The 22,828-nt window shown below is 52.2% G+C and carries 20 protein-coding genes (1 of these 20 only partly in view); 15 read left to right on the top strand and 5 right to left on the bottom strand.

The window, feature by feature from the left end; all coding sequences use genetic code 11:
- Window positions 1-6: 6 nt before the first annotated feature.
- The gene (locus MED297_RS22520; RefSeq protein WP_050762895.1) at window positions 7-513 is read left to right on the top strand and encodes a type IV pilin protein; all 507 of its coding nucleotides are present in this window, start codon (window positions 7-9) and stop codon (window positions 511-513) included.
- Window positions 514-563: 50 nt separating this feature from the next.
- Here the strand turns inward: MED297_RS22520 and MED297_RS08660 are convergent, their stop codons facing one another.
- Both MED297_RS08660 and MED297_RS08655 read right to left on the bottom strand, forming a co-directional pair.
- The gene (locus tag MED297_RS08660; protein WP_008044112.1) at window positions 564-1,931 is read right to left on the bottom strand and encodes a sigma-54-dependent transcriptional regulator; all 1,368 of its coding nucleotides are present in this window, start codon (window positions 1,929-1,931) and stop codon (window positions 564-566) included.
- Window positions 1,932-1,933: 2 nt separating this feature from the next.
- The gene (locus MED297_RS08655) at window positions 1,934-3,529 is read right to left on the bottom strand and encodes a sensor histidine kinase (RefSeq protein ID WP_008044111.1); all 1,596 of its coding nucleotides are present in this window, start codon (window positions 3,527-3,529) and stop codon (window positions 1,934-1,936) included.
- A 133-nt stretch (window positions 3,530-3,662) separates the two neighbouring features.
- On the opposite strand from MED297_RS08655, the gene MED297_RS08650 reads away from it, so the two are divergent.
- Together MED297_RS08650 and MED297_RS08645 are read left to right on the top strand one after the other, a co-directional pair.
- Window positions 3,663-5,279: an NAD+ synthase gene (locus MED297_RS08650; protein ID WP_008044110.1), complete on the top strand. Its 1,617-nt coding sequence runs from the start codon at window positions 3,663-3,665 to the stop codon at window positions 5,277-5,279.
- Window positions 5,280-5,281: 2 nt separating this feature from the next.
- The gene (locus MED297_RS08645) at window positions 5,282-5,941 is read left to right on the top strand and encodes an HAD family hydrolase (RefSeq protein WP_008044109.1); all 660 of its coding nucleotides are present in this window, start codon (window positions 5,282-5,284) and stop codon (window positions 5,939-5,941) included.
- Here MED297_RS08645 and MED297_RS08640 read toward each other — a convergent pair whose 3' ends face one another.
- Window positions 5,942-6,775, bottom strand: coding sequence for an outer membrane protein assembly factor BamD (locus MED297_RS08640; RefSeq protein WP_008044108.1), 834 nt, complete (start codon window positions 6,773-6,775; stop codon window positions 5,942-5,944). It abuts the gene before it with no gap.
- Window positions 6,776-6,837: 62 nt separating this feature from the next.
- Here MED297_RS08640 and rluD point away from each other — a divergent pair, with 62 nt between their 5' ends.
- The 7 genes from rluD (at window position 6,838) to MED297_RS21195 (ending at window position 16,350) form a co-directional block, all read left to right on the top strand.
- On the top strand, window positions 6,838-7,824 hold the full coding sequence (gene rluD / locus MED297_RS08635) for a 23S rRNA pseudouridine(1911/1915/1917) synthase RluD (RefSeq protein WP_008044107.1): 987 nt from the start codon (window positions 6,838-6,840) through the stop codon (window positions 7,822-7,824).
- Complete coding sequence (pgeF, locus tag MED297_RS08630) at window positions 7,821-8,546, top strand: peptidoglycan editing factor PgeF (RefSeq protein ID WP_008044106.1); 726 nt, start codon at window positions 7,821-7,823, stop codon at window positions 8,544-8,546. The genes rluD and pgeF overlap by 4 nt, the downstream gene beginning before the upstream one ends.
- 58 nt (window positions 8,547-8,604) lie before the next feature.
- Complete coding sequence (gene clpB, locus MED297_RS08625; RefSeq protein WP_008044103.1) at window positions 8,605-11,181, top strand: ATP-dependent chaperone ClpB; 2,577 nt, start codon at window positions 8,605-8,607, stop codon at window positions 11,179-11,181.
- A 333-nt stretch (window positions 11,182-11,514) separates the two neighbouring features.
- The gene (locus MED297_RS08620) at window positions 11,515-13,257 is read left to right on the top strand and encodes an acetolactate synthase 3 large subunit (protein WP_008044102.1); all 1,743 of its coding nucleotides are present in this window, start codon (window positions 11,515-11,517) and stop codon (window positions 13,255-13,257) included.
- Window positions 13,257-13,748: an acetolactate synthase small subunit gene (gene ilvN / locus MED297_RS08615; RefSeq protein WP_008044101.1), complete on the top strand. Its 492-nt coding sequence runs from the start codon at window positions 13,257-13,259 to the stop codon at window positions 13,746-13,748. The genes MED297_RS08620 and ilvN overlap by 1 nt, the downstream gene beginning before the upstream one ends.
- Window positions 13,749-14,384: 636 nt before the next feature.
- A complete protein-coding gene (locus MED297_RS08605) occupies window positions 14,385-15,605 on the top strand; it encodes an EAL and HDOD domain-containing protein (protein WP_008044100.1) in 1,221 nt (406 codons plus the stop codon).
- A gap of 7 nt (window positions 15,606-15,612) precedes the next feature.
- Window positions 15,613-16,350 carry a Crp/Fnr family transcriptional regulator gene (locus MED297_RS21195; RefSeq protein WP_008044099.1) on the top strand — a complete coding sequence of 246 codons (738 nt, stop codon included), beginning with the start codon at window positions 15,613-15,615 and terminating at the stop codon, window positions 16,348-16,350.
- Window positions 16,351-16,418: 68 nt separating this feature from the next.
- On the opposite strand, the gene ilvC is transcribed toward MED297_RS21195, so the two are convergent.
- Window positions 16,419-17,903: a ketol-acid reductoisomerase gene (ilvC, locus tag MED297_RS08595; RefSeq protein WP_008044098.1), complete on the bottom strand. Its 1,485-nt coding sequence runs from the start codon at window positions 17,901-17,903 to the stop codon at window positions 16,419-16,421.
- A gap of 234 nt (window positions 17,904-18,137) precedes the next feature.
- Here ilvC and MED297_RS22050 point away from each other — a divergent pair, with 234 nt between their 5' ends.
- The gene (locus MED297_RS22050; protein ID WP_008044097.1) at window positions 18,138-18,281 is read left to right on the top strand and encodes a hypothetical protein; all 144 of its coding nucleotides are present in this window, start codon (window positions 18,138-18,140) and stop codon (window positions 18,279-18,281) included.
- On the opposite strand, the gene MED297_RS08590 is transcribed toward MED297_RS22050, so the two are convergent.
- Window positions 18,273-19,838 (bottom strand): sensor histidine kinase, encoded by a 1,566-nt coding sequence (locus MED297_RS08590; RefSeq protein ID WP_083779392.1) that lies wholly within the window; start codon window positions 19,836-19,838, stop codon window positions 18,273-18,275. The two genes, MED297_RS22050 and MED297_RS08590, sit on opposite strands and share 9 nt — an antisense overlap.
- A gap of 207 nt (window positions 19,839-20,045) precedes the next feature.
- Between MED297_RS08590 and ilvY the strand changes: the two genes are divergently transcribed.
- The 4 genes in view from ilvY to MED297_RS08570 are tightly spaced (at most 36 nt apart) and all read left to right on the top strand, a layout consistent with a single transcriptional unit that may run on beyond the window.
- A complete protein-coding gene (gene ilvY, locus MED297_RS08585; protein ID WP_040556918.1) occupies window positions 20,046-20,939 on the top strand; it encodes an HTH-type transcriptional activator IlvY in 894 nt (297 codons plus the stop codon).
- Window positions 20,940-20,947: 8 nt separating this feature from the next.
- Complete coding sequence (pssA, locus tag MED297_RS08580) at window positions 20,948-21,718, top strand: CDP-diacylglycerol--serine O-phosphatidyltransferase (protein WP_008044089.1); 771 nt, start codon at window positions 20,948-20,950, stop codon at window positions 21,716-21,718.
- A 36-nt stretch (window positions 21,719-21,754) separates the two neighbouring features.
- Window positions 21,755-22,717, top strand: a complete 963-nt coding sequence (gene msrP / locus MED297_RS08575) for a protein-methionine-sulfoxide reductase catalytic subunit MsrP (RefSeq protein WP_008044088.1) — start codon at window positions 21,755-21,757, stop codon at window positions 22,715-22,717.
- A 21-nt stretch (window positions 22,718-22,738) separates the two neighbouring features.
- Window positions 22,739-22,828, top strand: the beginning of a protein-coding gene (locus MED297_RS08570) for a protein-methionine-sulfoxide reductase heme-binding subunit MsrQ (RefSeq protein ID WP_008044087.1). The gene runs 528 nt beyond the window's last position; only the first 90 of its 618 coding nucleotides appear in the window; its start codon is at window positions 22,739-22,741; its stop codon lies off the right edge, out of view.

The following is a 22,828-nucleotide window of genomic DNA, read 5'->3' as shown; positions in this document are numbered from 1 at the left end:
TTAAACATGATGAATAACACGCGAGGCTTTACCTTGATTGAACTGATGATTGTGGTTGCAATCGTCGGTATCATTGCGGCAATCGCATACCCGTCGTATCAGAATCAGGTGATACGTACCAACAGGTCAGATGCTACGATAATGCTGACATCCGCTGCGAACTTTCAGGAACGGAACTTCAGTCGGACGGGTGGTTACACTCTTGCTGTGAATGATTTGAATCCAACCGGCAGTGAGTCGGAGAACGGGTTTTATGATTTGACAGTTGTAACTGATGCGACGACGTTGCCTGCATCGGTGACCGTCTCAGGAGTACCGACTGCAAGTGGTGGAACAACGGATGTGACTATCTCGTTGGGGTGTACCGGGGCGAGATGCTTCCAGTTAGTTGCAACCGCTAAAGGACGTCAGTTACAGGATACCGATTGTCTTGCATTTACGATTGATAATCTTGGTCGTCGACTGTCTATTAACTCAACCGGTGCAACTAATACACCGGGAGCCTGTTGGTAACAGATGGTCTATAGTTCGTTGGCTTTCTGACTTTTCAGAAAGCCAACCATTTAATCCAAACCAAGTTTCTTCAACCGATAACGCAATGCCCGGAACGTTATACCGAGTTTCTTAGCGGCGGCGGTACGGTTCCATCGGGTTTCTTCCAGCGCCTGCTCCACCACATTCCGTTCAATGTCCATCAGATAGTCTTCCAGTGACACCCCATCAGGGCGATTGCCGATCGTGATCCCTTGTAACGGTTTGACCGACTGGCTATTGACGTCTTGAAGGTTCAGGTCAGATTCGGTAATAACATCGTCCTCACACATGGCAAAGGCGCGCTCAAGAATGTTTTCCAGTTCCCGTACATTACCGGGAAAAGGATAGACTGAAAGCGCCTTTTGCGCGTGACTGTCCAAGCGGGCTGGCGGTAGTTCATAATTATTAGCGATGCGTTTCAGGATGTTGTCGCACAGCAGTGGGATATCATCGTGACGATCTCTCAGCGGCGGGATGTGAAGGGAAATCACATTGATCCGGTAAAAAAGATCTTGCCGGAAGTCGCCGTTTTCGACCATGGCACTGAGGTCTTTGTGTGTCGCAGAAAGAATACGCACATCGACATCGATCTCTTTCTGTGCGCCAACGGGGCGTACCTTTTTCTCTTGAATGGCACGAAGCAGTTTGACCTGCATGGCGAGAGGAAGGTCGGCGACCTCGTCAAGAAAGAGTGTTCCACCCTGAGCGGCCTGGAAAAAGCCTTGCTTGTCTTCATTCGCACCAGTAAACGCGCCTTTTTTGTGGCCGAAAAACTCACTTTCCATGAGTTCGGAAGGAATGGCACCACAGTTTACCGGGACGAAAGGGCCTGCACTTCGAGGACCCTGTGAATGAATCTGATGTGCGGCCAGTTCTTTACCGGTGCCGGACTCCCCTTGAATGAAAACCGGCGCCTGACTGATGGCCAGTTTGCGGATTTTTTTACTCAACGCCTGCATCGGTGCGGATTCACCAAGGGACAGCCCGCCACGGTCCAAGGGCTCAAGTTCCTGAGTTTTTTGTGATTGAGTCACTTTCAGGGCTTGGTTGATCAGGTTACGCAGCTTATGAATATCAATGGGCTTTGAGACAAAGTCGAAAGCGCCTGATTTCAGGGACTCGATGGCGAGGTCCATACTGCCATGCGCGGTGATCACGGCGATGGGTGTGTTGGGGTGGCTTTCTGCTACATATCGGACGATGTCCAGACCATTTCCATCCGGTAACCTCATATCGGTGAGAATCAGATCAAAGTGATCGTTTTGAATGGTGGCATAAGCGGAATGCACATCGCTGGCTGAACTGCTTTTCAGGCCCATGCGCATCAGGGTTATTTCGAGCAGTTCCCGAATATCCGGCTCATCATCGATCACAAGCACATGTTGTTCTGCTGACATGATTATACGTCCTGTGGTTGAGCTAAAGACTGAGTAATAGCGTGGGAAAACACCAGCCGGAAGCAGGCCCCCGGTCGATCATCGACGTAGCTGAGTTGCATTTGATTGGCTTCGCAAAGTTCTTTGGCGATATACAGGCCCAGGCCGGTACCGGCGGTTTCCGTCGTGTAAAAGGGTTCAAAGAGGTTTTTAACCTGATCTGACGGTACACCGTCTCCCCGATCTTCAATATCGAGATACATCTGTTCGGTATCCGCAAGCGTTCCGGAGGTCACCTGCAGCAGTCGCTTGCCGGTTTTCTGTTCGCTATAGCGCAGGCCATTGTCTATTAAATTGTGTAAGACTTGTTTGATCTGGTTCACATCAATTTCTACCGGCCAGTCGACAGTCAGGTTGACGTTGATCGCTTCTTGACCAGAAGCGGTCTGCAGTTCACGTTCACTCATGCAGCGTTCAAACAGTTCTGACAATTGAATGATTTCTAATCGGCTCGGTCGGCGTCGAGACAGTTCTAGAATTGTTTCTATGATGGTATTCACGCGACTGGAATGATTGTTGATGATATCGAGCAGTCGCTGGTCACCGGAACTGAGTGTCGGGGCTTCTTCCAATAGTTGAGCCGCATGACTGATGGCGCCGAGCGGGTTCCGGATTTCATGCGCGATGGATGCCGTTAGACGGCCCAGTGAGGCCAGCTTTAATTGCTGTGCCTGCTGGTTCATGCGACCGATGTCTTCCAGAAATACGATCAGATCACTCACATCAGTATCCTGAAGTTTGGCAAAATTGATACTGACAACCGGGTGATCGGCGTCCGCTTGGAAGTTTGCAATCGCACTCTGAGGGTTGGATCGCCATTGTTCCAGTCGTTCAAATAGAGGTTTGGTCAGCCAGAAAGGGCGATGTTCCCGAATGTTCAGCAGGTTCCTCGCCGCATCGTTCATTAGTCGCACCGCCCCTTCATTGGTAATTACAATGATCCCGGTGCGCATGCGCTGTACGATGAGTTCATTAAGGTGGCGCAGATCCAGAATGGTATCCGCCTGGGCGCGGGCAAGCTGTTCGGTGGTTTTTACCCGATGACCGACGTATTGCAGTAAAACGGTTTCGACAAAAAAGCCGATGCCAAGCAGAGCTGCGTGAAACAGGTCGTTGTCTGTACCCTTAAGTGGCAGCATTTCGGTATAGACCACTGTCGAGGTGGCAATGGCAGCGACCAATAAACTCTGCTGCAAAGGCAGTAATAAGCCTCCAATCCCGACACTGATGAGCATCAGGTTGCCAACACCGGTATCGACACCGCCAGCGTAGCGCATGATCAGCATTAACAATAAAAGATCGGTCGTCAGGAGAATGGTCACCGGCGTTTTGGATAACTGCTCATTCACGGTGACCAATAAACCAAGTATAGCCAAAACAAGGTAGGCCAACGCAGCATAGCGTAGCGATTCGCTGTTCGAAGCGGGCAGTACTCCGGCGCTGGCATCAGGCAGTAACGTGAAAACCACCAATGTGGTAGCCAGAATCAGTCTGAAAATCCCGAATGTGAACAACAGTTGTTGCGCACGATAGGATGGGTATGTCAGCTTGAAAGCCATAGGGTTCGGGTGCCGTTTTAAGTCTCAGGTCATTATAACCACCCCTGAGGGCTCTGAGATAGGGATGGACGCTTGTGGGAGCGCTGTGAAAACCGGACAATAGCGCCAGTCTTAACAACCTCGGTTTTGAAACATGAAGTTAGCATTGGCCCAGCAGCGTTTTCCAGTCGGAGATATTGACGGCAATGTGGATAAAATTCTCACCCTGAGCCGTGAGGCCATGGCGCAGGGCGCAGATATGATCGTCTTTCCGGAACTGACCTTGACCGGGTACCCGCCAGAAGATCTTTTGCTGCGCCCGAGTCTGGCGAAACGTGTTAGTCAGGCCATGCATCGCTTGTTTGATGCGCGCTTACCAATTGCCATGGTCGTTGGCTATCCTCAACGTGAAGACGGCAAGCTTTACAACAAGGTCATGGTGATCAGCGAAGGGCAGGTGATTGCCGACTACCGCAAACAGCATTTGCCAAACTATCAGGTCTTTGATGAAAAGCGGTATTTTCAGAAGGGGGATCAGACCTGTGTCTTTGATTTCATGGGTGCACGTATCGGATTGAGTATTTGCGAAGACATCTGGTATGACGGCCCGGCGCGTCGTGCCTATGAGGCCGGTGCGCAGATCAATCTGAATATTAACGGCAGCCCTTACTCCATTAATCGAACAGCAGAGCGTCACGAACAGGTGACTCGGGTGGTGTCTCAATGGCCGATGGCGACCGTCTACGTAAACCATGTAGGTGGTCAGGACGAACTGGTTTTTGATGGTGGCTCCTTTGTTGTCGGAGCTGACGCCACCGTGCAGGCTTCGTTGCCTGAGTTTCAGGAGGCATTGCAGTACGTTGAGCTGACGCAGGAAGCAAATGGCTGGCAGGTGAAATCAGGCGAGGTAACACCGCCGATGTCGGTCGAGGCAGCGCTCTATGAAGCGCTCAAGACGGGGCTGGCCGACTATGTCAATCGAAACCGCTTCCCCGGCGTAGTTCTGGGTATGTCAGGCGGAATCGACTCGGCGTTAAGTGCCGCCATTGCTGTGGATGCCCTGGGACCTGATCGGGTGATGGGCGTGATGATGCCCTATCACTACACCGCGAAAATTTCTCTGGAGGATGCAGAAGACGAAGCTCGTCGTCTCGGTATCCGATACGAAGTGCTGCCCATCGGTGAGGCATTTGAAGCCGCGTTAACCACGCTTCAGCCTCAGTTTGGTGACCGGCCGGCGGATGTTACCGAGCAGAACATGCAATCGCGTATGCGCGGGTTGTTTTTGATGGCGTTGTCGAACAAAACCGGCAATATGGTGCTGACCACCGGCAATAAGAGTGAGATGGCGGTCGGATACGCCACCTTGTACGGCGATATGTGTGGGGGCTATAACTGTTTGAAAGACGTGCCGAAACTCTGGGTGTATCGCTTGTCTCGCTGGCGCAACTCCTTCGGAGAGGTAATCCCTGAACGGGTCATTACCCGACCGCCATCGGCCGAGCTGGCTCCGGATCAGCTGGACGAAGACAGCTTGCCGCCCTATGAAGTGCTGGATGCCATCATTGAACGCTATGTCGAGCATGATGAAAGTCAGCAAACCATTATCGAGTCCGGTTTCAATGAAGACGATGTCAAACGTGTCATCCGGTTGATTGATCTGAATGAGTATAAGCGCCGTCAGGCACCTGAGGGTGTTCGTGTCACCAAGCGGGGTTTTGGTCGTGACCGGCGCTACCCGATTACACATGGCTGGGCGCCGGGGGTCTGATCATGGTGACGTTGTTATGGGATCTCGACGGTACATTGATCGACTCAATGCCTGTCATCGGAAGCTGTCTGAACCGCACGGTACAGGCGTATGGCGAGCCTGCATTGTCGGACGATGAGATACGACCTTTAGTGGGACCCGAGCTTTCTCTCACCTTGCAGAAGCTTATTCCGGAAGGCAAGCGTGTAGATGTCGCGGAAGCTAAAGCGATGTATCGTCGTTTTTATCGGGAAACCATGTGCAGCAGCCCTGTTTTCGACGGCCTCGTGGAGGTTGTCGATCATTTCAGGTCGCTGGGAATGAACCAGTTTGTTGCGACTGCAAAATACCAGGCGTTGGCCCAAGAAATCATCGATGCCGGTCCTCTGCAGAGCCGGTTCACCGCGGTGTATGGCTCAGAAGAAAATGGGCGGTTGGGGAACAAGGTGGAGTTGCTGGCGCATATTCACCAGCAGGAAGGCTTTGAGCCGGCGAATACGTTGATGATTGGCGATACCGTTTTCGATATGGAAGCGGCCAGAGCGAATAATCTGACCGCGATTGCCGTTAACTGGGGGTATGGCGATGCTGAAGCGCTGCGTCAGGCTGGAGCCCATTTTCTGGTTGACAGTCCAGCGCAGCTCAAAGACGTTATCCGTACGGCCCTGGACTGTGGCTGTTGATCAGCTGGTCAGTCCGAGAGTCAGCGCCTTAACCCACCAGCGGTCTTCGGCAAATCTGGGCGGTTGATACTCGCCGTTGCGAAGTGTCGGATGATCAGGGTAGTCATTGGTCAGGCGGCTCAGCACCAGAGAACGGTCGGTTGGCATGTCCAGTGCGTCATACGCTTCAATCAGCACCACCAGCGCGTCGCCCACGGCGGTGACGCCCGGGTAGTGTTCAACCACGGTCTTTGCTCGCTCGGCAGCGGCAATCCAGGCTTCTCGCCGGATATAGTAGTCCGCGACGACCAGTTCGTGTCGGGCAAGAGCGTCCTTTAAAATCACCATGGCATCCAGTGCTTCCGGCCGATAACGGCTGTCGGGATAGCGCGCGGTAAACTGACTGAGTGCCCGGAACGCTTTCTGGCCCTGTTCAGCTGAGCGCTTGGCGGGATCTGCTTTGCCAAGAATGCCGCGGTTGGTCAGAAACAGTTCGTAATAGCTCATGGATCGGACAAACCAGGCGTAATCGACGTCCGGATGTTCGGAGTTCAACCGTGTGAACCGATCCGCCTCGACCAGTGCATTGGCAAAATCGTTCATACCGTAATAGGCATACATCAGGTCGAGTGCGCTGGCGTCCGCATAGCGACCGAACGGAAAACGGTCCCGCAATGCGGTCAGGCGTTCGACCGCCATGGAGTAGTTCCGCTTTTCAAGGTATTCCTGAGCGGTTTCGTAGTAAGCTGTCTCCGTGTCCTGAGAAGGGAGGCTGGCGCACCCGGACAGGGCAACCAATACCGCCAGAAGACCGACCCGAAGGGCTTTATTTGCGTTTTGAACCGCTGTGAACATGCTAAATCTCGTCAAATCAGTAAAATGGGCGCTATTTTAACCACAGGAACCTTCGGCCTCCAATGACTGACGCCTCTCAAACCATAAAAGAATCGCAAATCGTTCCCAATGAACTGGGACAAAAGCGGTTTGATCAGATCGCTGCTCAGCTGTTTGCAGACTATTCCCGATCCCGGATTCAGCAGTGGATCAAAGAGGGGCGGTTAACCGTGAACGGTAAAACACTGAAACCTCGCGACAAGTTGATCGGCGGTGAAACCCTGACACTCGATGTGACCTTGGAGTCCGACGAACGCTGGGAAGCCGAACCGGTCGAACTGAATGTGGTTTATGAAGATGAACAGATCATTGTGATCGATAAGCCCGCCGGGCTGGTCGTGCATCCGGGAGCCGGAACCCCTTCGGGCACTGTATTGAATGGGTTGCTCTATCGCTATCCTGAGCTGGCGGCCGTTCCCCGAGCAGGCATTGTTCATCGGCTCGATAAAGATACGACCGGTTTGATGGTGGTCGCCCGAACGCTGACCGCGCAGACTCATCTGGCGGGGCAGCTTCAGGATCGCAGTATGGGGCGCGAATATTATGCCCTCTGTATGGGGGTGATGACCGGAGGGGGTGTCGTCAACGAGCCCATTGATCGCCATCCGAAACATCGAACGAAAATGGCGGTCGCGCCGACCGGTATGGGAAAAGACGCCATCACCCATTATCGGGTGGAGCAGCGGTTTCGTAACCACACTTTGGTGCGGTGTAAACTGGAAACCGGTCGTACTCATCAGATTCGGGTACATCTGTCACACATCGGCTATCCGTTAGTCGGAGACCCGCTGTATGCCGGCCGTTCACGGTTACCGAAGGGCATCTCTCCGGAAGTTATGACGGTGCTGAAAGCGTTTAAACGGCAAGCACTGCACGCCGGCTATCTGGAGTTAATTCATCCGGCTACGGATGAAATGGTCAGTTGGGAGTCCGACCTGCCGGAAGACTTCCTTGGCTTACTCGATGCTTTGCAGGAAGAAGTGGATACATATGGGACCAACGAGCTGTGAGTTTTCAATACGCTCACTGGCCACTGCCGGCCAATGTGTTGTGTGGGTGGAGTACCCGGCAATCCGGCTACAGTGTCGGTGCGTTAGCGGCCAATAATCTTGCTCGTCACGTCGGTACAGACAGCGCCGTCGAAGCAAACCGGGCTTTGTTAGCAAGCCGACTGGCAGAGCGCCCAGCGATACATTGGCTTAATCAGACTCACAGCACTCAGGTGGTCGATACTCATGGCATTGACCGGCGCGTCGGTCAGGATGGCGCAACCACCATCGATACCGGTCAGGCCTGCTGTGTTATGACCGCCGATTGTTTGCCGGTCTTCCTCTGGTCGCTCTCCGGGCATCGGGTGGCCGTCATCCATGCCGGTTGGCGTGGGCTCGCACAGGGTATCCTGATAAACGCTTTGCGGTTTTTTGATCGAGAGCCTTCCATTTATGCCGGTATCGGGCCGGCCATTTCACAGGCAAACTTTGAAGTCGGCCAGGATGTCAGGGAGGCGTTTGCAACCTGGCCGGGTGCTGAACAATGCTTCCAACCGGGTGTGACAAAACAAAAGTATCAATGTGACTTGCCTGGGCTGGCGGCGCATCAGCTGCGCCAGGCTGGTGTCGCCGATGTGTATTTCAGTGATCAATGTACCTTTCAGGATCAGAAGCGTTTTTATTCCTATCGACGCGACGGCGTTACCGGACGGATGGCGAATCTGATCTGGAAAACCACTTGATTCTGGTTAAAAAAGCCTCATTTTTAGTCATAACTTAAAACTATTGAGGTGAATGCTCATGCGCATCGACCGATTGACCAGTAGCCTGCAGATGGCACTGTCCGATGCTCAGTCTATTGCCCTTGGCCGGGACAACAGCTTTATTGAACCGGTACATCTGTTACTGGCGATGATGAACCTTAAAAGCGGCTCCATTCTCGGACTGCTGCAAAAAGCCGGTGTCAATATCAGCCAGTTAAAGACGGCGGCAGACAAGCATCTGGAAGGATTGCCTAAAATTTCCGGTTCCGATGATGACGTGCATATGTCCAATGACCTTGGGCGTGTTCTCAACCGGGCCGATAAAATTTCGCAACAACGCAAAGACGAATACATTACCAGCGAGCTGGTCTTGCTGGCCATGTTGCAGGACCGATCACGGATTTCTAATGTCTTGAAAGAGGCCGGTTTGCTGGAGGATGTCCTTGAGCAAGCGATCGACGATATCCGTAATGGCGATCCGGTAACCAGTGCCGATGCCGAAGAAAACCGGCAGGCACTTGATAAGTACACCGTCGATCTGACGGCCCGTGCCGAAGCTGGAAAGCTGGATCCGGTGATTGGACGGGATGACGAGATCCGCCGCACCGTGCAGGTTCTGCAACGCCGCCGTAAAAACAACCCAGTGCTGATTGGTGAACCCGGCGTCGGTAAAACGGCCATTGTGGAAGGTTTAGCGCAGCGGATTATCAATGGCGAAGTCCCTGAAAATCTGAAAAACAAACGTGTCTTGTCCCTGGACTTAGGGGCCTTACTCGCCGGTGCTAAATACCGGGGAGAGTTTGAAGAACGGCTGAAAGCGGTTCTGAATGAGCTGGCTAAGCAGGAAGGTCAGATCATTCTGTTCATCGACGAACTGCACACCATGGTGGGTGCCGGTAAAACAGACGGTGCCATGGACGCCGGTAACATGCTCAAACCCGCACTGGCCCGGGGTGAGTTGCACTGTGTCGGTGCGACAACTTTGAACGAGTATCGACAGTACATTGAAAAAGACGGCGCACTGGAACGACGATTCCAGAAAGTGCAGGTTTCGGAGCCAAACGAAGAAGACAGCATTGCGATTCTGCGTGGCTTGAAAGAGCGCTATGAAGTACATCATGGGGTAACCATTACCGACGCTGCAATCATTGCCGCCGTGCGCTTATCACAACGGTACATTACCGATCGGCAATTGCCTGACAAAGCGATTGATCTGATCGATGAGTCGGCGAGCCGTATTCGCATGGAAATCGACTCCAAACCCGAGTCAATGGACCGTCTTGAACGACGTCTGATTCAATTGAAGATCGAAGCGGAAGCACTGAAAAAAGAGAGCGATCCGCAAGCCAAATCCCGACTGGAGAAGCTACAGGTATCGATCAAAGATGCCGAACGTGAGTACGCCAGTCTGGAAGAAATCTGGAACACAGAAAAAGCTGCTGTACAAGGTTCCCAGCACGTTAAAGAACAGCTCGAACAGGCGCGAGTGGATCTGGAAGCTGCCCGTCGTGCTGGCGACTTGGCACGTATGTCCGAACTTCAATATGGCCGCATTCCTGAGTTGGAAAAACAGTTGGATATGGCCAGTCAGGCAGAAATGATGGATATGCAGCTGTTGCATAACAAGGTCACTGACGAGTCGATCGCCAACGTGATTTCACGATGGACCGGAATTCCGGTTGATAAAATGCTGGAAGGTGAGCGAGACAAGCTGCTGCGCATGGAAGAGGTGCTGCACAGTCGCCTGGTCGGACAACATGAAGCCGTGGTCGCTGTGTCGAATGCAATCCGCCGCTCCCGTTCCGGATTGTCCGATCCGAACCGACCCAATGGTTCATTCCTGTTTCTCGGTCCTACCGGGGTGGGTAAAACTGAACTGTGTAAATCGTTAGCACAGTTTCTGTTTGATACCACCGAAGCGATGGTCCGCATCGATATGTCTGAGTTCATGGAGAAACATTCCGTAGCACGGCTGATTGGTGCACCTCCGGGATATGTGGGTTACGAAGAGGGTGGATATCTGACCGAAGCGGTGCGACGTAAACCCTATTCAGTGATCCTGCTGGATGAGGTCGAAAAAGCCCACACCGATGTGTTCAACATCCTGCTGCAGGTGCTCGATGATGGTCGTTTGACCGATGGGCAGGGGCGCACGGTTGACTTTCGAAACACCGTCATCGTCATGACCTCCAACCTTGGCTCAGATCAGATTCAGAACCTGGCCGGGGAAGCGCATTACGATGAAATGAAAGCGGCGGTGATGGATGTGGTCGGGGGGTACTTCCGACCAGAGTTTATCAATCGTCTCGACGAAGTCGTAGTCTTTCATCCGCTGGGCAGCGAGCAGATTCGTGGTATTGCCCGCATACAGCTGCAATATCTGCACGAGCGGTTGTCAGAGCAGGAGCTGGGCCTGGAAATTCGCGAGTCTGTCATGGACAAGCTCTGTGAAGCCGGCTTTGACCCGGTCTACGGTGCTCGGCCGTTGAAACGGGCCATTCAAAGAGAGCTGGAAAACCCGCTGGCTCAGGCGTTGTTGCGGGGAGACTTTGCCGCGGGCGATATGATTGAAGCGCAGCTTATCAGTGACCGCATCGAGTTCCACAAACGCTAACGGTACTTTCATCGCTCAGGTCCGTTCAGACACCGGTTTGAACGGACCAAATATTAAATACCTACTCAGCTTCTGTTTTCCGGGTGTGCTCCGGGAAAAACTGTTGGACATTCCTTGACCACTGGCTACAATGCGGGGAACCGCTGGCCGTCAGGTCGGCTAATGCAAAATGGGTCCAGGCAGCAATATCGACGACGGAGTTCGACAGGGGGAAGCCCCGCAACCGGTCGGTTGTGTTGGTGGACAGGCTTACCGGCCTGCTCATTTGAACACGCGCTGAAGATAAGGTTTCGTACCGACGCGTTCCTGATCCGCAGCACAGGTCACAACAACATGTCAAAATCGCAGACTCAGCCGGAAATGCTTTCCGGTGGTGAAATGCTTTGTCGTGCTTTGCATGACGAAGGGGTTGAGTACGTTTACGGATATCCGGGCGGCTCCGTCCTGCACATCTACGACGCTCTACATCAGCAAACTCAGATTAAACACATCCTGGTGCGCCACGAGCAGGCGGCTACGCACATGGCCGATGCTTATGCCCGTGCATCCGGCCGGGCCGGTGTGGTTTTGGTGACATCGGGACCCGGTGCCACCAACGCTGTCACTGGTATTGCCACCGCCTATATGGATTCCATTCCAATGGTCGTCATTACCGGGCAGGTAATGAGTCACCTTATTGGCGGTGACGCGTTCCAGGAAACCGACATGGTGGGCATCTCCCGCCCGGTGGTGAAACACAATATGGTGATCAAGGACCCCCGGGATATCCCTGAAGCCATTAAAAAAGCTTTTTACATTGCTGAAAGCGGTCGGCCGGGACCTGTCGTGGTCGATGTTCCCAAAGACATGACCATGCCAAATGAGAAGTTCCCTTATCACTACCCGGAACGCATAAAAATGCGCTCCTACAATCCGGTGAAAAAAGGGCACAGTGGTCAGATCCGCAAAGCGGTTAACCTGTTGTTGCAGGCGAAAAAGCCCGTCATTTATGCCGGTGGTGGCGTTATTCTGGGTAAGGCCTCAGGTGAACTGACCCAGTTGGCCAAGTTGTTGAATTATCCGGTAACCAACACCCTGATGGGCTTGGGCGGATATCCGGGAACGGACAATCAGTTTATCGGCATGCTGGGAATGCATGGCACGTACGAGTCGAACATGGCGATGCACAATGCCGATGTGATTCTGGCGGTGGGTGCGCGCTTGGATGACCGCGTGACCAACAATGTCAGTAAGTTCTGTCCGAACGCCAAGTTGATTCATATCGACATCGACCCGTCCTCCATTTCTAAGAACATACCGGCAGACATCCCGATTGTCGGCCCGGTGAAATCGGTTCTGGGTGAAATGCTGGAACAGATCGAGCAATCGTCGCAATCGGTGGATGATGCCGCGCTGGACCGCTGGTGGACGCAGATCAATGAATGGCGTGAACGCCATGGCGGTCGTTATCGCAAAGACGACTCCAAGATGATGAAGCCGCAGTTTGTGATCGAAACCTTGTGCAAAGTGACGGAAGGAGATGCTTTCGTTTGCTCCGACGTTGGTCAGCATCAGATGTTTGCGGCTCAGTATTACAAGTTCAACAAGCCAAACCGATGGATCAACTCCGGTGGGTTGGGCACCATGGGCTTCGGTTTACCCGCAGCCATGGGCGTGCAGTTAAATTATCCCGATGCGGATGTTGTCTGCGTGACCGGTGAAGGCTCCATTCAAATGAATATCCAGGAACTGTCCACCTGCCGTCAATACGGCTTACCGGTGAAAATTTTGTGTCTGAACAATGGATACCTGGGCATGGTGCGACAATGGCAGGACATGAACTATGAGTCCCGTTATTCGCATTCGTATCTGGACTCGTTACCGGACTTTGCCAAACTGGCCGAAAGCTATGGACACGTTGGTATTGTTGTTGAACATGCTGAAGAGCTGGAAGACAAACTTAAAGAAGCGTTAGCCATTAAAGATAAGGCTGTTTTTATTGACGTACGGATTGATCCGGAAGAGCACGTATACCCCATGCAGGTGCCGAATGGCTCAATGTGTGACATGTTCTTGAGCAAAACGGAGCGTACCTGATGAGACATATTTTATCCGTATTGATGGAAAACGAGTCCGGTGCGCTGGCCCGGTTGGTTGGGTTGTTCGCGCAACGAGGCTATAACATTGATTCTCTGAATGTGGCCCCGACAGACGATGTCACCCTGTCGCGCCTGACTCTGGTGACGCGTGGCGATGATCAGATCATTGAACAGATCACCAAACAACTGAACAAGTTGGTTGAAGTGGTGAAAGTTGTTGATCTGACCGAAGGCGCGCACGTCGAGCGGGGTCTGATGATGGTGAAAGTTCGGGCGGCCGGCGCTCAGCGCGAAGAAATAAAGCGCAGTGCTGACATCTTCCGTGCTCAGATCATCGACGTGACACCGACAACCTACACCATTATGGTGACCGGTGATGAAGAAAAACTGGCGGCTTTCCTGGAGGCCTTATCCGGCGCGACGATCATGGAAGTGGCGCGTACCGGGGTCTCAGGTGTCGCACGCGGCGAAAAGGTGTTGTCCCTCTGATCGTGAGACAAAGGCATCTGAGTTTATCGGTGCCTTTGTCGGTTTATGTCTTTTTCTGCGGGAGGTTTTTTATAGCCTTCTCGCGAGCTTTGTGCCCGGCTAGACTGGGACTGCCTGATTTCCCGAATGATCACCTTCAGCAAACCACTCAGCAACAGTAACAGCAGTAAAGCAAGCACCCAGCCAATGCCATCGCATAGCCATTGCGGGTCACAACTCATACCTATCTGAATCGCCATCATTAACCTCCTGAGACCTGATTTGACCGACAAAACAGGGTAAGGTTGCTATAGGGCACCTCTAATAAGTCTGATAAGGCTCTGCGGAGCCTGAACCGTCCAGTGGCGAGGTTCAATGGTCGGATCATAGTTATTCTATCTCCGGCTATTGATAACGATGTCCATTGGGCTGTTCAGGCCCGCCCTTTGGGGCTTTCGGAAAAAGCGCCTGTCGTTGTTCCGTTTTTTGCAAAGGCCTCGACATTCGCTTCAAACCGCGCCTAGACAGCCACTTTTTCCAAAAGTCGGGATGCCGAACCACAGGCTCTATCAAACTTATTAGAGGTGGCCTATAGTTATTCTGACGTCGTTCGCTCAGTCTGACGCCTATTTACTCAACGTTCAATCGGAGTCACTCGTGCAGGAAAACGTTCTGTTCGCCCGACAACCCATTTTTGACCGGAAACAGCGGGTTTTCGGCTATGAGCTGCTGTTTCGTAATGGTGAAGCGGACCGCGCTCAGTTCCTCGACGGTGATCTGGCGACACGTTCGGTGTTATTGAATGCTTATGCGGAAAACAGTGCGCCACAGTTGCTGAATGGAAAGCCCGGCTTCCTGAACGTCAGTCGGACCATGATGTCGGCACTGCCAAGCTTTGCGAAGCAATTTATGGTGGTCGAGGTACTCGAACAGGAGCACGGGCACGATCACATCGTCGAAGCGCTTGAGAACCTGAAGCAGCGTCGCTTCCGGGTCGCGCTGGACGATTTTAGTATGGCGGACTATCAGCCGGAACTGATCGATGCCGCCGATATTGTTAAGTTAGATGTGCTGCAATACGACGAAGCCGGTCTGGCGCAGGCCGTTGATCGGCTCAGGGATCATTCGGTTAAGTTACTGGCTGAAAAGGTAGAAACTCCCGATATGTTTCGGCGTTGTGAAGCGCTGGGGTTCGATCTGTTTCAGGGATATTTCTTCTGCCGTCCCGAACTGATTCGCGGACATATTCTGGACGCCAACCGGCGCGCTATCTTTGATTTAATTCGCGAGCTGTATCAGCCCGAAGTCGATGTTTCCCGGGTCACTGATATTGTTCGTCGGGATGTGGTGTTGTCTTATAAACTGCTGAAGTTGGTGAATTCTTCGTTTTATCGTCGGGCGCAGCAGGTTGACTCCATTACTCAGGCCATCATGTTGCTGGGCGTTGATCGAATCCGCAGTTGGTCGACATTGGTGAGTTTGGGGAAACTGAATCACAAGCCGGATGAACTGCAAAAGGAAAGCCTCATGCGCGCTTACATGTGCGAAAAACTTGCCGCGACTCAGCCTCTGGATCATCAGCTGACCTGTTTTTCCGCGGGCTTGCTATCCTGTTTGGATGCCTGGTTTGATTACCCATTGGTCCAGTTGATGGACACGTTGCCATTGTCGGAAACCCTCAGAGATGCGGTTGTCGCCAAGGCCGGACCGGTCGGCCGAACCCTGGCACTGGTCATTCAATACATGCATTCGCAGTGGCATGACATCGATGATCAGGTATTGGGCGAGTTGGGTTTGACAATGGCTTCGCTCAGCGAAGCTTATGTGTATGCCATCGAGCATACTGACCAGATATCAATTCTACTGACAGAAGAGTAACCCAATCATGTTGGTGATGGTAAAGCACCCGGACGGCTGGGTGGATCAGGTTTTGGCACAGCAGCAAGCCGCTGTATCACAGTTTGACGAAGACAGTGCTGAACGTCGCTATTTCAAGCGTGGAGAATTTGCATCCGGTCCACAGTCGGATTGGGCGCTGATTCAGGTGGTTAGCGGTGTGATCGGGTTGATGCAGGATGGCAACCGGGTGCTTGCGCTTGAGCCTGGGGATTGCTGGTTAGCGTATCCGGGGGCGTTATTTGATTGGTATCAGGAAGGCGCTGTCGACGTGCAATTCTGGACATGGTCCCAGTTCACCGTTCAACAGTCATTGAGCGTCGTTCACGGGTTTCAAGATTTGATACTGGAGCTGCTCAACTATTCAACGCAGGTTCCGCCAGACCCGACGCCAGGATTTGAATTTTTTAAATCGGGAGATGTGATTATTCAGGAAGGCGATCCTGCCGACTCGGTTTATACGCTGATTCAGGGTAAAGCGAAGGTCATGATAGGTGGGGTTACGGTCGGTGTCGCCAAGGAACATGAAATTTTAGGCCTGCAAGCCATGTTATTGAAAACACATCGTACGGCATCAGTGATTGCCGATGGCCCCTGTTCGGCGGTTAAGGTGACCTATGATAAATTTCGATCCTTGATCGAAGCCCGGCCGGAGCTGGTGTTGTCGACCATGGAGACCATGGCTCAGCAGATAGAACGAGCCAATCAACGCCTGACAAAAGAATAAAAAAAGCCCGCAACATGTGCGGGCTAATGCTCACTCCCTTTTGGGGACCTCACTGAGACTGGGTCGATTCAGGCCACATCGACAATGCGTTTCATGTCGGTCATGTAGCCGCGAAGCTCTTCACCGATGAACTCAATCGGATGATTGCGGATCGCGTCGTTAACCTGAACCAGAGTCATGTTATCGACAGAGTTTGACGATTTATCCAGACCCTTACCGATCACGTCCGTAGACACGTTCGGCATGATTTTTTCGGCCAGCAGAGGCACAGCTGCGTTGGCAAACAAATAGTTACCGTACTCGGCCGTATCACTGATCACCACGTTCATTTCGTAGAGTTTCTTACGTGCAATGGTGTTGGCAATCAACGGCAGTTCGTGCAAAGACTCGTAATAGGCACTTTCTTCGATGATGCCGCTCTCAACCATCGTTTCGAACGCCAGTTCAACACCGGCTTTCACCATGGCGATCATCAGGATGCCGTTGTCAAAGTATTCCTGTTCGTCCAGATCGTTTTGAACTTCCGGTGCTTTTTCAAACGCGGTCTGACCGGTTTCTTCACGCCAGTTCAACAGATCTTTGTCACCGGCTTCCCAGTCCGCCATCATGCCGGATGAGAAGGCGCCGCTGATGATGTCATCCTGATGTTTACGGAACAACGGGCGCAAGATGTCTTTCATTTCTTCAGCCAGTTCATGGGCGCGGATTTTGGATGGGTTATCCAAGCGATCCATCATTGTGGTGATGCCACCGAACTTCAGAGCTTCGGTGACCGTTTCCCAACCGTATTGCACCAGCTTGGCAGCGTAGGTCGCATCCACGCCCTCCGCTGTCATCTTGTCATAACAGAGGATAGAGCCGGCTTGCAGCATACCGCAGAGAATGGTCTGTTCGCCCATCAGGTCCGATTTCACCTCAGCGACGAATGAACTTTGCAGAACACCAGCCCGGTGACCACCAGTCGCGGCCGCCCAGGCCTTGGCAATGGCCATGCCTTCGCCCCGAGGATCGTTCTCGGGGTGGACCGCGATCAGTGTTGGCACACCAAATCCACGCTTGTACTCTTCACGAACCTCGGTACCCGGACACTTTGGTGCAACCATGACAACGGTAATATCATCGCGGACTTTCAATCCTTCTTCGACGATATTGAAGCCATGGGAGTAACCCAATGCGGAACCAGTTTTCATTAACGGCATGACCGCGTTGACTACTGAGGTGTGTTGCTTGTCTGGCGTCAGGTTAACGACCAGATCGGCTTGAGGGATCAGATCTTCATAAGACCCAACATTAAAGCCATTTTCGGTTGCGTTTTTCCAGGATTGACGCTTTTCGTCGATAGCGGCCTGGCGCAAGGCAAAAGAAACATCAAGGCCGGAGTCGCGCATGTTGAGACCTTGATTGAGACCCTGAGCACCACAGCCGACGATAACGACTTTTTTGCCTTTGAGGTACTCACACTCATCGGCAAACTCATTGCGGTCCATAAAGCGGCACTGGCCCAATTGTTCCAGCTGTTCGCGCAAGTTCAGGGTATTGAAATAGTTGCTCATATCGTTCCTTTCAGAATTCGGATGTGGCCTCTGCCACGGTTGGCAACCAGTCTAGCTAAAGCTGAGTATTGCTTAAAATGAATTGTTGGCAATCGAGTGTTGCGTAACCTGATTGATGCCCGCTCTGTACACGCAGTTATATCCCGATTAGCGATGAAAACTCCTTTAGGCTGGTTCTCAAAGCGGGTAAACTGCTGCTTTTTTGATCGAGAAGTAACCACATAAGGTTTCATAATGAGCATTAAGCAGCTGTTGCTGGCGATGGCAACCCTGATGATTGTGGCCTCAACCTACGCTTGGCCCTCACTGACGCAAGTTGTGGATTGGGTCGTTTCCTGGGCGATGGACTGGTGCCTAACCCTGGCAGCGTCAACCTGAGGGTATCGGGTTACTCTGTTCATGATCCCGGATGGGGGCCCTGAGCGGAATATCGATCCTAACCGTCGTGCCTTTGCCCAGCTCTGATTCCACATCGAGTTGCCCGCCCAGAGGGCCACTGACCAGATTGTGTACGATGTGCATTCCTAAGCCACTGCCACCTTTTCCCATCTTTGTTGTAAAGAAAGGCTCAAATATTCGTTTCAGGGTTGGCTCTGACATGCCGATGCCGTCATCAATGATCTCAATCAGCAGTCGATCTTTGGAGTGACGGTTTCGCACGATGACCGTTCCGTGATCCTGTTGGTCAAACCCATGCATTAACGCGTTATTGATCAGGTTTGAAATGATCTGACTCAGGACACCGGGAAAAGAGTTCAACTCAACATCATCGCCAAGGTCGATGACAAGTTCATGGGGACGGGAACGAAAGATGTGATGGAGCGTTGATTCGATCTCCATTAGAAACTCGTTAATGTAGAAACGTCGGCGCTGATCTGATGTCCGGTCAACAGCGATGTTTTTGAAACTTTCGACGAGATTAATGGCTTTCTGCAAGTTACGCTCAATAAGACCGGTGCCCTGAAGAATTTCATCCAGCGCATTCTCGAACATGCTTCGGGACATTTTGCCCTGTTCGAACAGGGTTTTCAGTTGCAAGGTTGTCTGATAGAGGGCAGTCGACATGACGCGACCATTGCCGATAGGTGTGTTGAGTTCGTGTGACACCCCGGCAACCAATGAACCCAAGGCTGCAAGTTTCTCCGTTTGAACCAGACTGTCTTTGGCACCTTCCAGTGTAATAACGGTATCCGTCAGTTCCTGATTGACGCGGGTGAGGGCTTCCGTGCGCTCTTTCACACGATCTTCCAGATGGTCAAATGACTCTTTTAATGCCGACCGCATGGTGTCCAGTTCCTTGGCGATATCGGCAAACTCATCGTCATGACCAACGTGTATTTCAACGTTGAAGTTTTTGGCGGCCACCTGATGGGCAAACGATTTAATGCGGTTAAGAGGGTCGGTCACCCGCCATTTCAGTACCAGCAAAATTACCGTCAATGACACCAGTACTTGAGTCAGCGTTATCAGAAGTACTTCCCGAGTGTCCTGCCAAGCCTGTTCGCGCGCGGGTTCCAGACTGTACTCCAATAGTACGCTGCCGATCTTCCGATCATCTCTGAGCACATCGTCTTCAATAACAACAGCATCTGCCTCCGGCTGATAGCCGACGCGATGATATTCGACGAAGATTTCATCCAGAGTGTCCAGAACCGTGATTCTGTTAACGGCTTCATTCAGCGCGACACCATCGATTAGATGCTCTGCATTTTCGGCGATAAATGACCAAAGGGGAGGGTTTAACCCTTCTTTTAACACTTCCATCAGCGCCTGTGCATCTGCACGGCTGCGTTCATTAATCGTGCTTTGGAAGCGCGAGGTAATCTCGATGGCACCCATCACCATGGCGGGCACGATGATTGACGCAACCACAACGCTGGAAAGAAACCATCGAAGTCTGTTACTGCCTGTTGTACCAGAAGCGTCTCTTTCCATAGGGGTAAAATCTTATGACTGAAGGAACCAGGCAGCTTGCTTAGGAAGCTTCAAGCCAACCTGTCATTAAACGGTAGTTCAAGCGCTGCCGCCCTTCAACTTACGATGGTGTTCCATCGTTAGCTGTTCAAAATGCTTCAAATATTATTGCGAATGCTGCAACAAAGTCGGAGTTCTGACATAATCCGCCTGACCACAGGAGGTACTATGGATCTCAGAGCCCTACGACAGTTCATTCACCTATCTCAGACTCTTCATTACGGTAAAACGTCCGAGGCCATGCACGTCAGCCCGTCTACCCTGAGCCGCAGTATTGCCCGGTTAGAAGATGAGCTCGGAGCCACTCTGTTTGAGCGGGATAACCGAACCGTTGTACTGACGCAAGCCGGGCGTCAGTTCCGGGAATTTGCCGAAGCCACATTGGCTCATTGGCAGGATCTGAAACATCGATTAAAAAACAATCCGATTGAACTGACTGGGCAGATCCGCCTCTATTGTTCGGTAACCGCGACCTATTCGTTTATGTCCGAACTGCTAACCTTGTTCCGGGCGGAGTATCCGAATATCGAAGTCATTCTGGAAACCGGGGATGCGGCCCAGGCGATTCAGAAAGTGATGGATGATGAAGCCGACATTGCCGTAGCGCCATTGCCTGACCAGTTGCCCAATCCGCTGTTGTTTAAATCGTTGGTGCAAACGCCGCTTCAGTTCATTGCGCCGAATGATGACGGTCCAGTGACGGCGCTTCTGAGCCAGAACCCGGTACCGTGGGGACAGGTTCCGTTTGTTATGTCTGAATTCGGGTTGGCTCGAAAACGTCTGGATCATTGGTTCCGGGCGCAGAGCATTAAGCCGCATATTTATGCGCAGGTGGCCGGTCATGAAGCCATTGTCGCCATGGTTGGTTTAGGTTTAGGTGTTGGGGTGGTTCCTGAACTGGTTATTGAAAACAGTCCGTTGAAACAGAAAATCCGTACCATTGAGGTGGAGAAGAAACTTCAGCCTTTTGATGTGGGTGTCTGCGTCCTTAACCGCCGGCTGCAAGACCCATTGGTGAACGCCTTCTGGAAAACGGCACAACACATTCAACAGGACAAGTAAGGGGCATAATGACCGATAGCGAAAACCCGATCGATACCCATCCGGAACACCCTCATCGCCGGGGCGTGTATCTGATCCCTAATTTACTGACGACCAGCGCGTTGTTCTCAGGTTTTTTCTCGATCATTTCATCGATGAACGGTGACTATTCCAAGGCCTGTATTGCGATTTTTGTGGCTCAGCTGCTGGATGGTGCCGATGGCCGAGTTGCCCGTATGACTCATACCCAGTCTGAGTTTGGTGCGCAGTACGACAGTATGTCAGACATCATCGCCTTTGGTCTGGCCCCGGCCATCTTGGCGTTCCAATGGTCGCTGACCGGTATGGATAAAGCAGGCTGGGTTGCCGCATTCATTTTTGTAGCGGGTGCCGCGCTGCGCTTGGCGCGTTTTAATGTGCAAATTGGTAAAGTCGATAAAAAATATTTTGTTGGTTTAGCGAGCCCAGCGGGAGCCGCTGTTATTTGGGCGACCATCTGGTCGATGGAAGAGTTTGGTATTCAAGGTGCCCAGGTCTCTTGGCTGATGTTATTACTGGTGCCGTTGATTGGCATTATGATGGTCAGTCCGGTTCGGTACTTTTCTTTTAAAGACGTCAGCGCCCAGCGTCGGATTCCGTTTTTTGCGCTGTTGGCCATTGTTTTAGTTCTGGCGTTGATCGCTTTGGATCCCCCTCGCGTACTTCTTGGGTTCGCATTGGTTTATGCGCTGCACGGACCCTTTATGGAGCTTGGTCGTTTGTCGAAAAGAAAGAAAAAGGAAACTTCTGACGCATCCTGAGGTCTGAGCAGCTGAAGAGGTATTCAGGAGGCGCTCATGTCCCGTCATTTTTCAGAGCCCGAACACCGGGTGACCCCCAAGGCGGCGTTTCTTAACCGCCGTCAGATTATCAAGGCCGCAGGTGCGGCCTCCGTACTCAGTGCTGGCTCATCGCTGGTGTCTGCAACTGAAAATGCTCCGTCATGGTTAACTCGGAAAGTACAGAGTACGGTCTATCGGGCTATCAATGCCGACGACGAGTTAACCATTAAAGAAGACGCCACGAGTTACAATAATTTCTACGAGTTTGGCACGGGTAAGGACGACCCTAAAAAGTATGCGCATGAGTTTGACCCATACCCCTGGGAAATCGAGGTGGGTGGTGAATGCGACAGTCCCGGTCGATTGTCCCTTGAAGATCTGGTAGCCGACGCTTCGCTGGAAGAACGGATTTACCGGTTACGCTGCGTAGAAGCCTGGTCGATGGTGATCCCGTGGACTGGGATTCAGCTCTCTTCTCTGCTAAAGCGTTTCCAACCAAACAGTCGGGCAAAGTACGTTGCCTTTGAAACGGTTGTACGGAAAGAAGAAATGCGCGGTCAGAGAGATCGGTTCTCCTTTATTGACTGGCCCTATGTTGAGGGTCTGAGAATAGACGAAGCCATGCATCCACTCAGTTTTTTGGCTGTTGGTATGTATGGCGACCCGTTACCCACCCAGAACGGTGCACCAGTAAGGTTGGTCATTCCCTGGAAGTATGGTTTCAAGAGCATTAAGTCCATTGTCTCGATCCGATTTGTTGAAAAGGAACCCCCAACTACCTGGAACCTGGCGGCACCGGGAGAGTATGGGTTTTACAGTAATGTCAATCCAAACCGGCCACACCCACGTTGGAGTCAGGCGACGGAACGTCGTATTGCCGGCGATGGAAATATCGAGCGTATTCCAACGGCCATGTATAATGGCTATACCGACGTGGCATCGCTGTACAGTGGTATGGATCTTCAGCGTTTTTATTAGTCTGCCAGGTGCGACGAAGCAATGATGGTTATTGGTAATCCGCGTTTTATGCGCTCTCGCTGGGCCTGGTGGGCTCTGTTTCTGTTGTCAGCGATGCCTTCTCTTTGGTTG

Origin of the sequence: Reinekea blandensis MED297, assembly GCF_000153185.1 — a bacterium.
Lineage (GTDB): Bacteria > Pseudomonadota > Gammaproteobacteria > Pseudomonadales > Natronospirillaceae > Reinekea > Reinekea blandensis.
The sequence above is the reverse complement of the archived record's forward strand: the minus strand, read 5'-3'. Positions and strand labels throughout refer to the sequence as shown.

Bases quoted from the DNA above. Each gene is read 5' to 3' on its own strand.
- MED297_RS08660 (WP_008044112.1), bottom strand. From the start codon at position 1,931: ATGTCAGCAGAACAACATGTGCTTGTGATCGATGATGAGCCGGATATT.
- rluD (WP_008044107.1), top strand. From the start codon at position 6,838: ATGACTGACGCCTCTCAAACCATAAAAGAATCGCAAATCGTTCCCAAT.
- MED297_RS08655 (WP_008044111.1), bottom strand. From the start codon at position 3,529: ATGGCTTTCAAGCTGACATACCCATCCTATCGTGCGCAACAACTGTTG.
- ilvN (WP_008044101.1), top strand. From the start codon at position 13,257: ATGAGACATATTTTATCCGTATTGATGGAAAACGAGTCCGGTGCGCTG.
- MED297_RS22050 (WP_008044097.1), top strand. From the start codon at position 18,138: ATGAGCATTAAGCAGCTGTTGCTGGCGATGGCAACCCTGATGATTGTG.
- MED297_RS21195 (WP_008044099.1), top strand. From the start codon at position 15,613: ATGTTGGTGATGGTAAAGCACCCGGACGGCTGGGTGGATCAGGTTTTG.
- ilvC (WP_008044098.1), bottom strand. From the start codon at position 17,903: ATGAGCAACTATTTCAATACCCTGAACTTGCGCGAACAGCTGGAACAA.
- ilvY (WP_040556918.1), top strand. From the start codon at position 20,046: ATGGATCTCAGAGCCCTACGACAGTTCATTCACCTATCTCAGACTCTT.
- MED297_RS08645 (WP_008044109.1), top strand. From the start codon at position 5,282: ATGGTGACGTTGTTATGGGATCTCGACGGTACATTGATCGACTCAATG.
- MED297_RS08590 (WP_083779392.1), bottom strand. From the start codon at position 19,838: ATGGAAAGAGACGCTTCTGGTACAACAGGCAGTAACAGACTTCGATGG.
- MED297_RS08620 (WP_008044102.1), top strand. From the start codon at position 11,515: ATGTCAAAATCGCAGACTCAGCCGGAAATGCTTTCCGGTGGTGAAATG.
- msrP (WP_008044088.1), top strand. From the start codon at position 21,755: ATGTCCCGTCATTTTTCAGAGCCCGAACACCGGGTGACCCCCAAGGCG.
- clpB (WP_008044103.1), top strand. From the start codon at position 8,605: ATGCGCATCGACCGATTGACCAGTAGCCTGCAGATGGCACTGTCCGAT.
- MED297_RS08640 (WP_008044108.1), bottom strand. From the start codon at position 6,775: ATGTTCACAGCGGTTCAAAACGCAAATAAAGCCCTTCGGGTCGGTCTT.
- MED297_RS08650 (WP_008044110.1), top strand. From the start codon at position 3,663: ATGAAGTTAGCATTGGCCCAGCAGCGTTTTCCAGTCGGAGATATTGAC.
- MED297_RS22520 (WP_050762895.1), top strand. From the start codon at position 7: ATGATGAATAACACGCGAGGCTTTACCTTGATTGAACTGATGATTGTG.
- pssA (WP_008044089.1), top strand. From the start codon at position 20,948: ATGACCGATAGCGAAAACCCGATCGATACCCATCCGGAACACCCTCAT.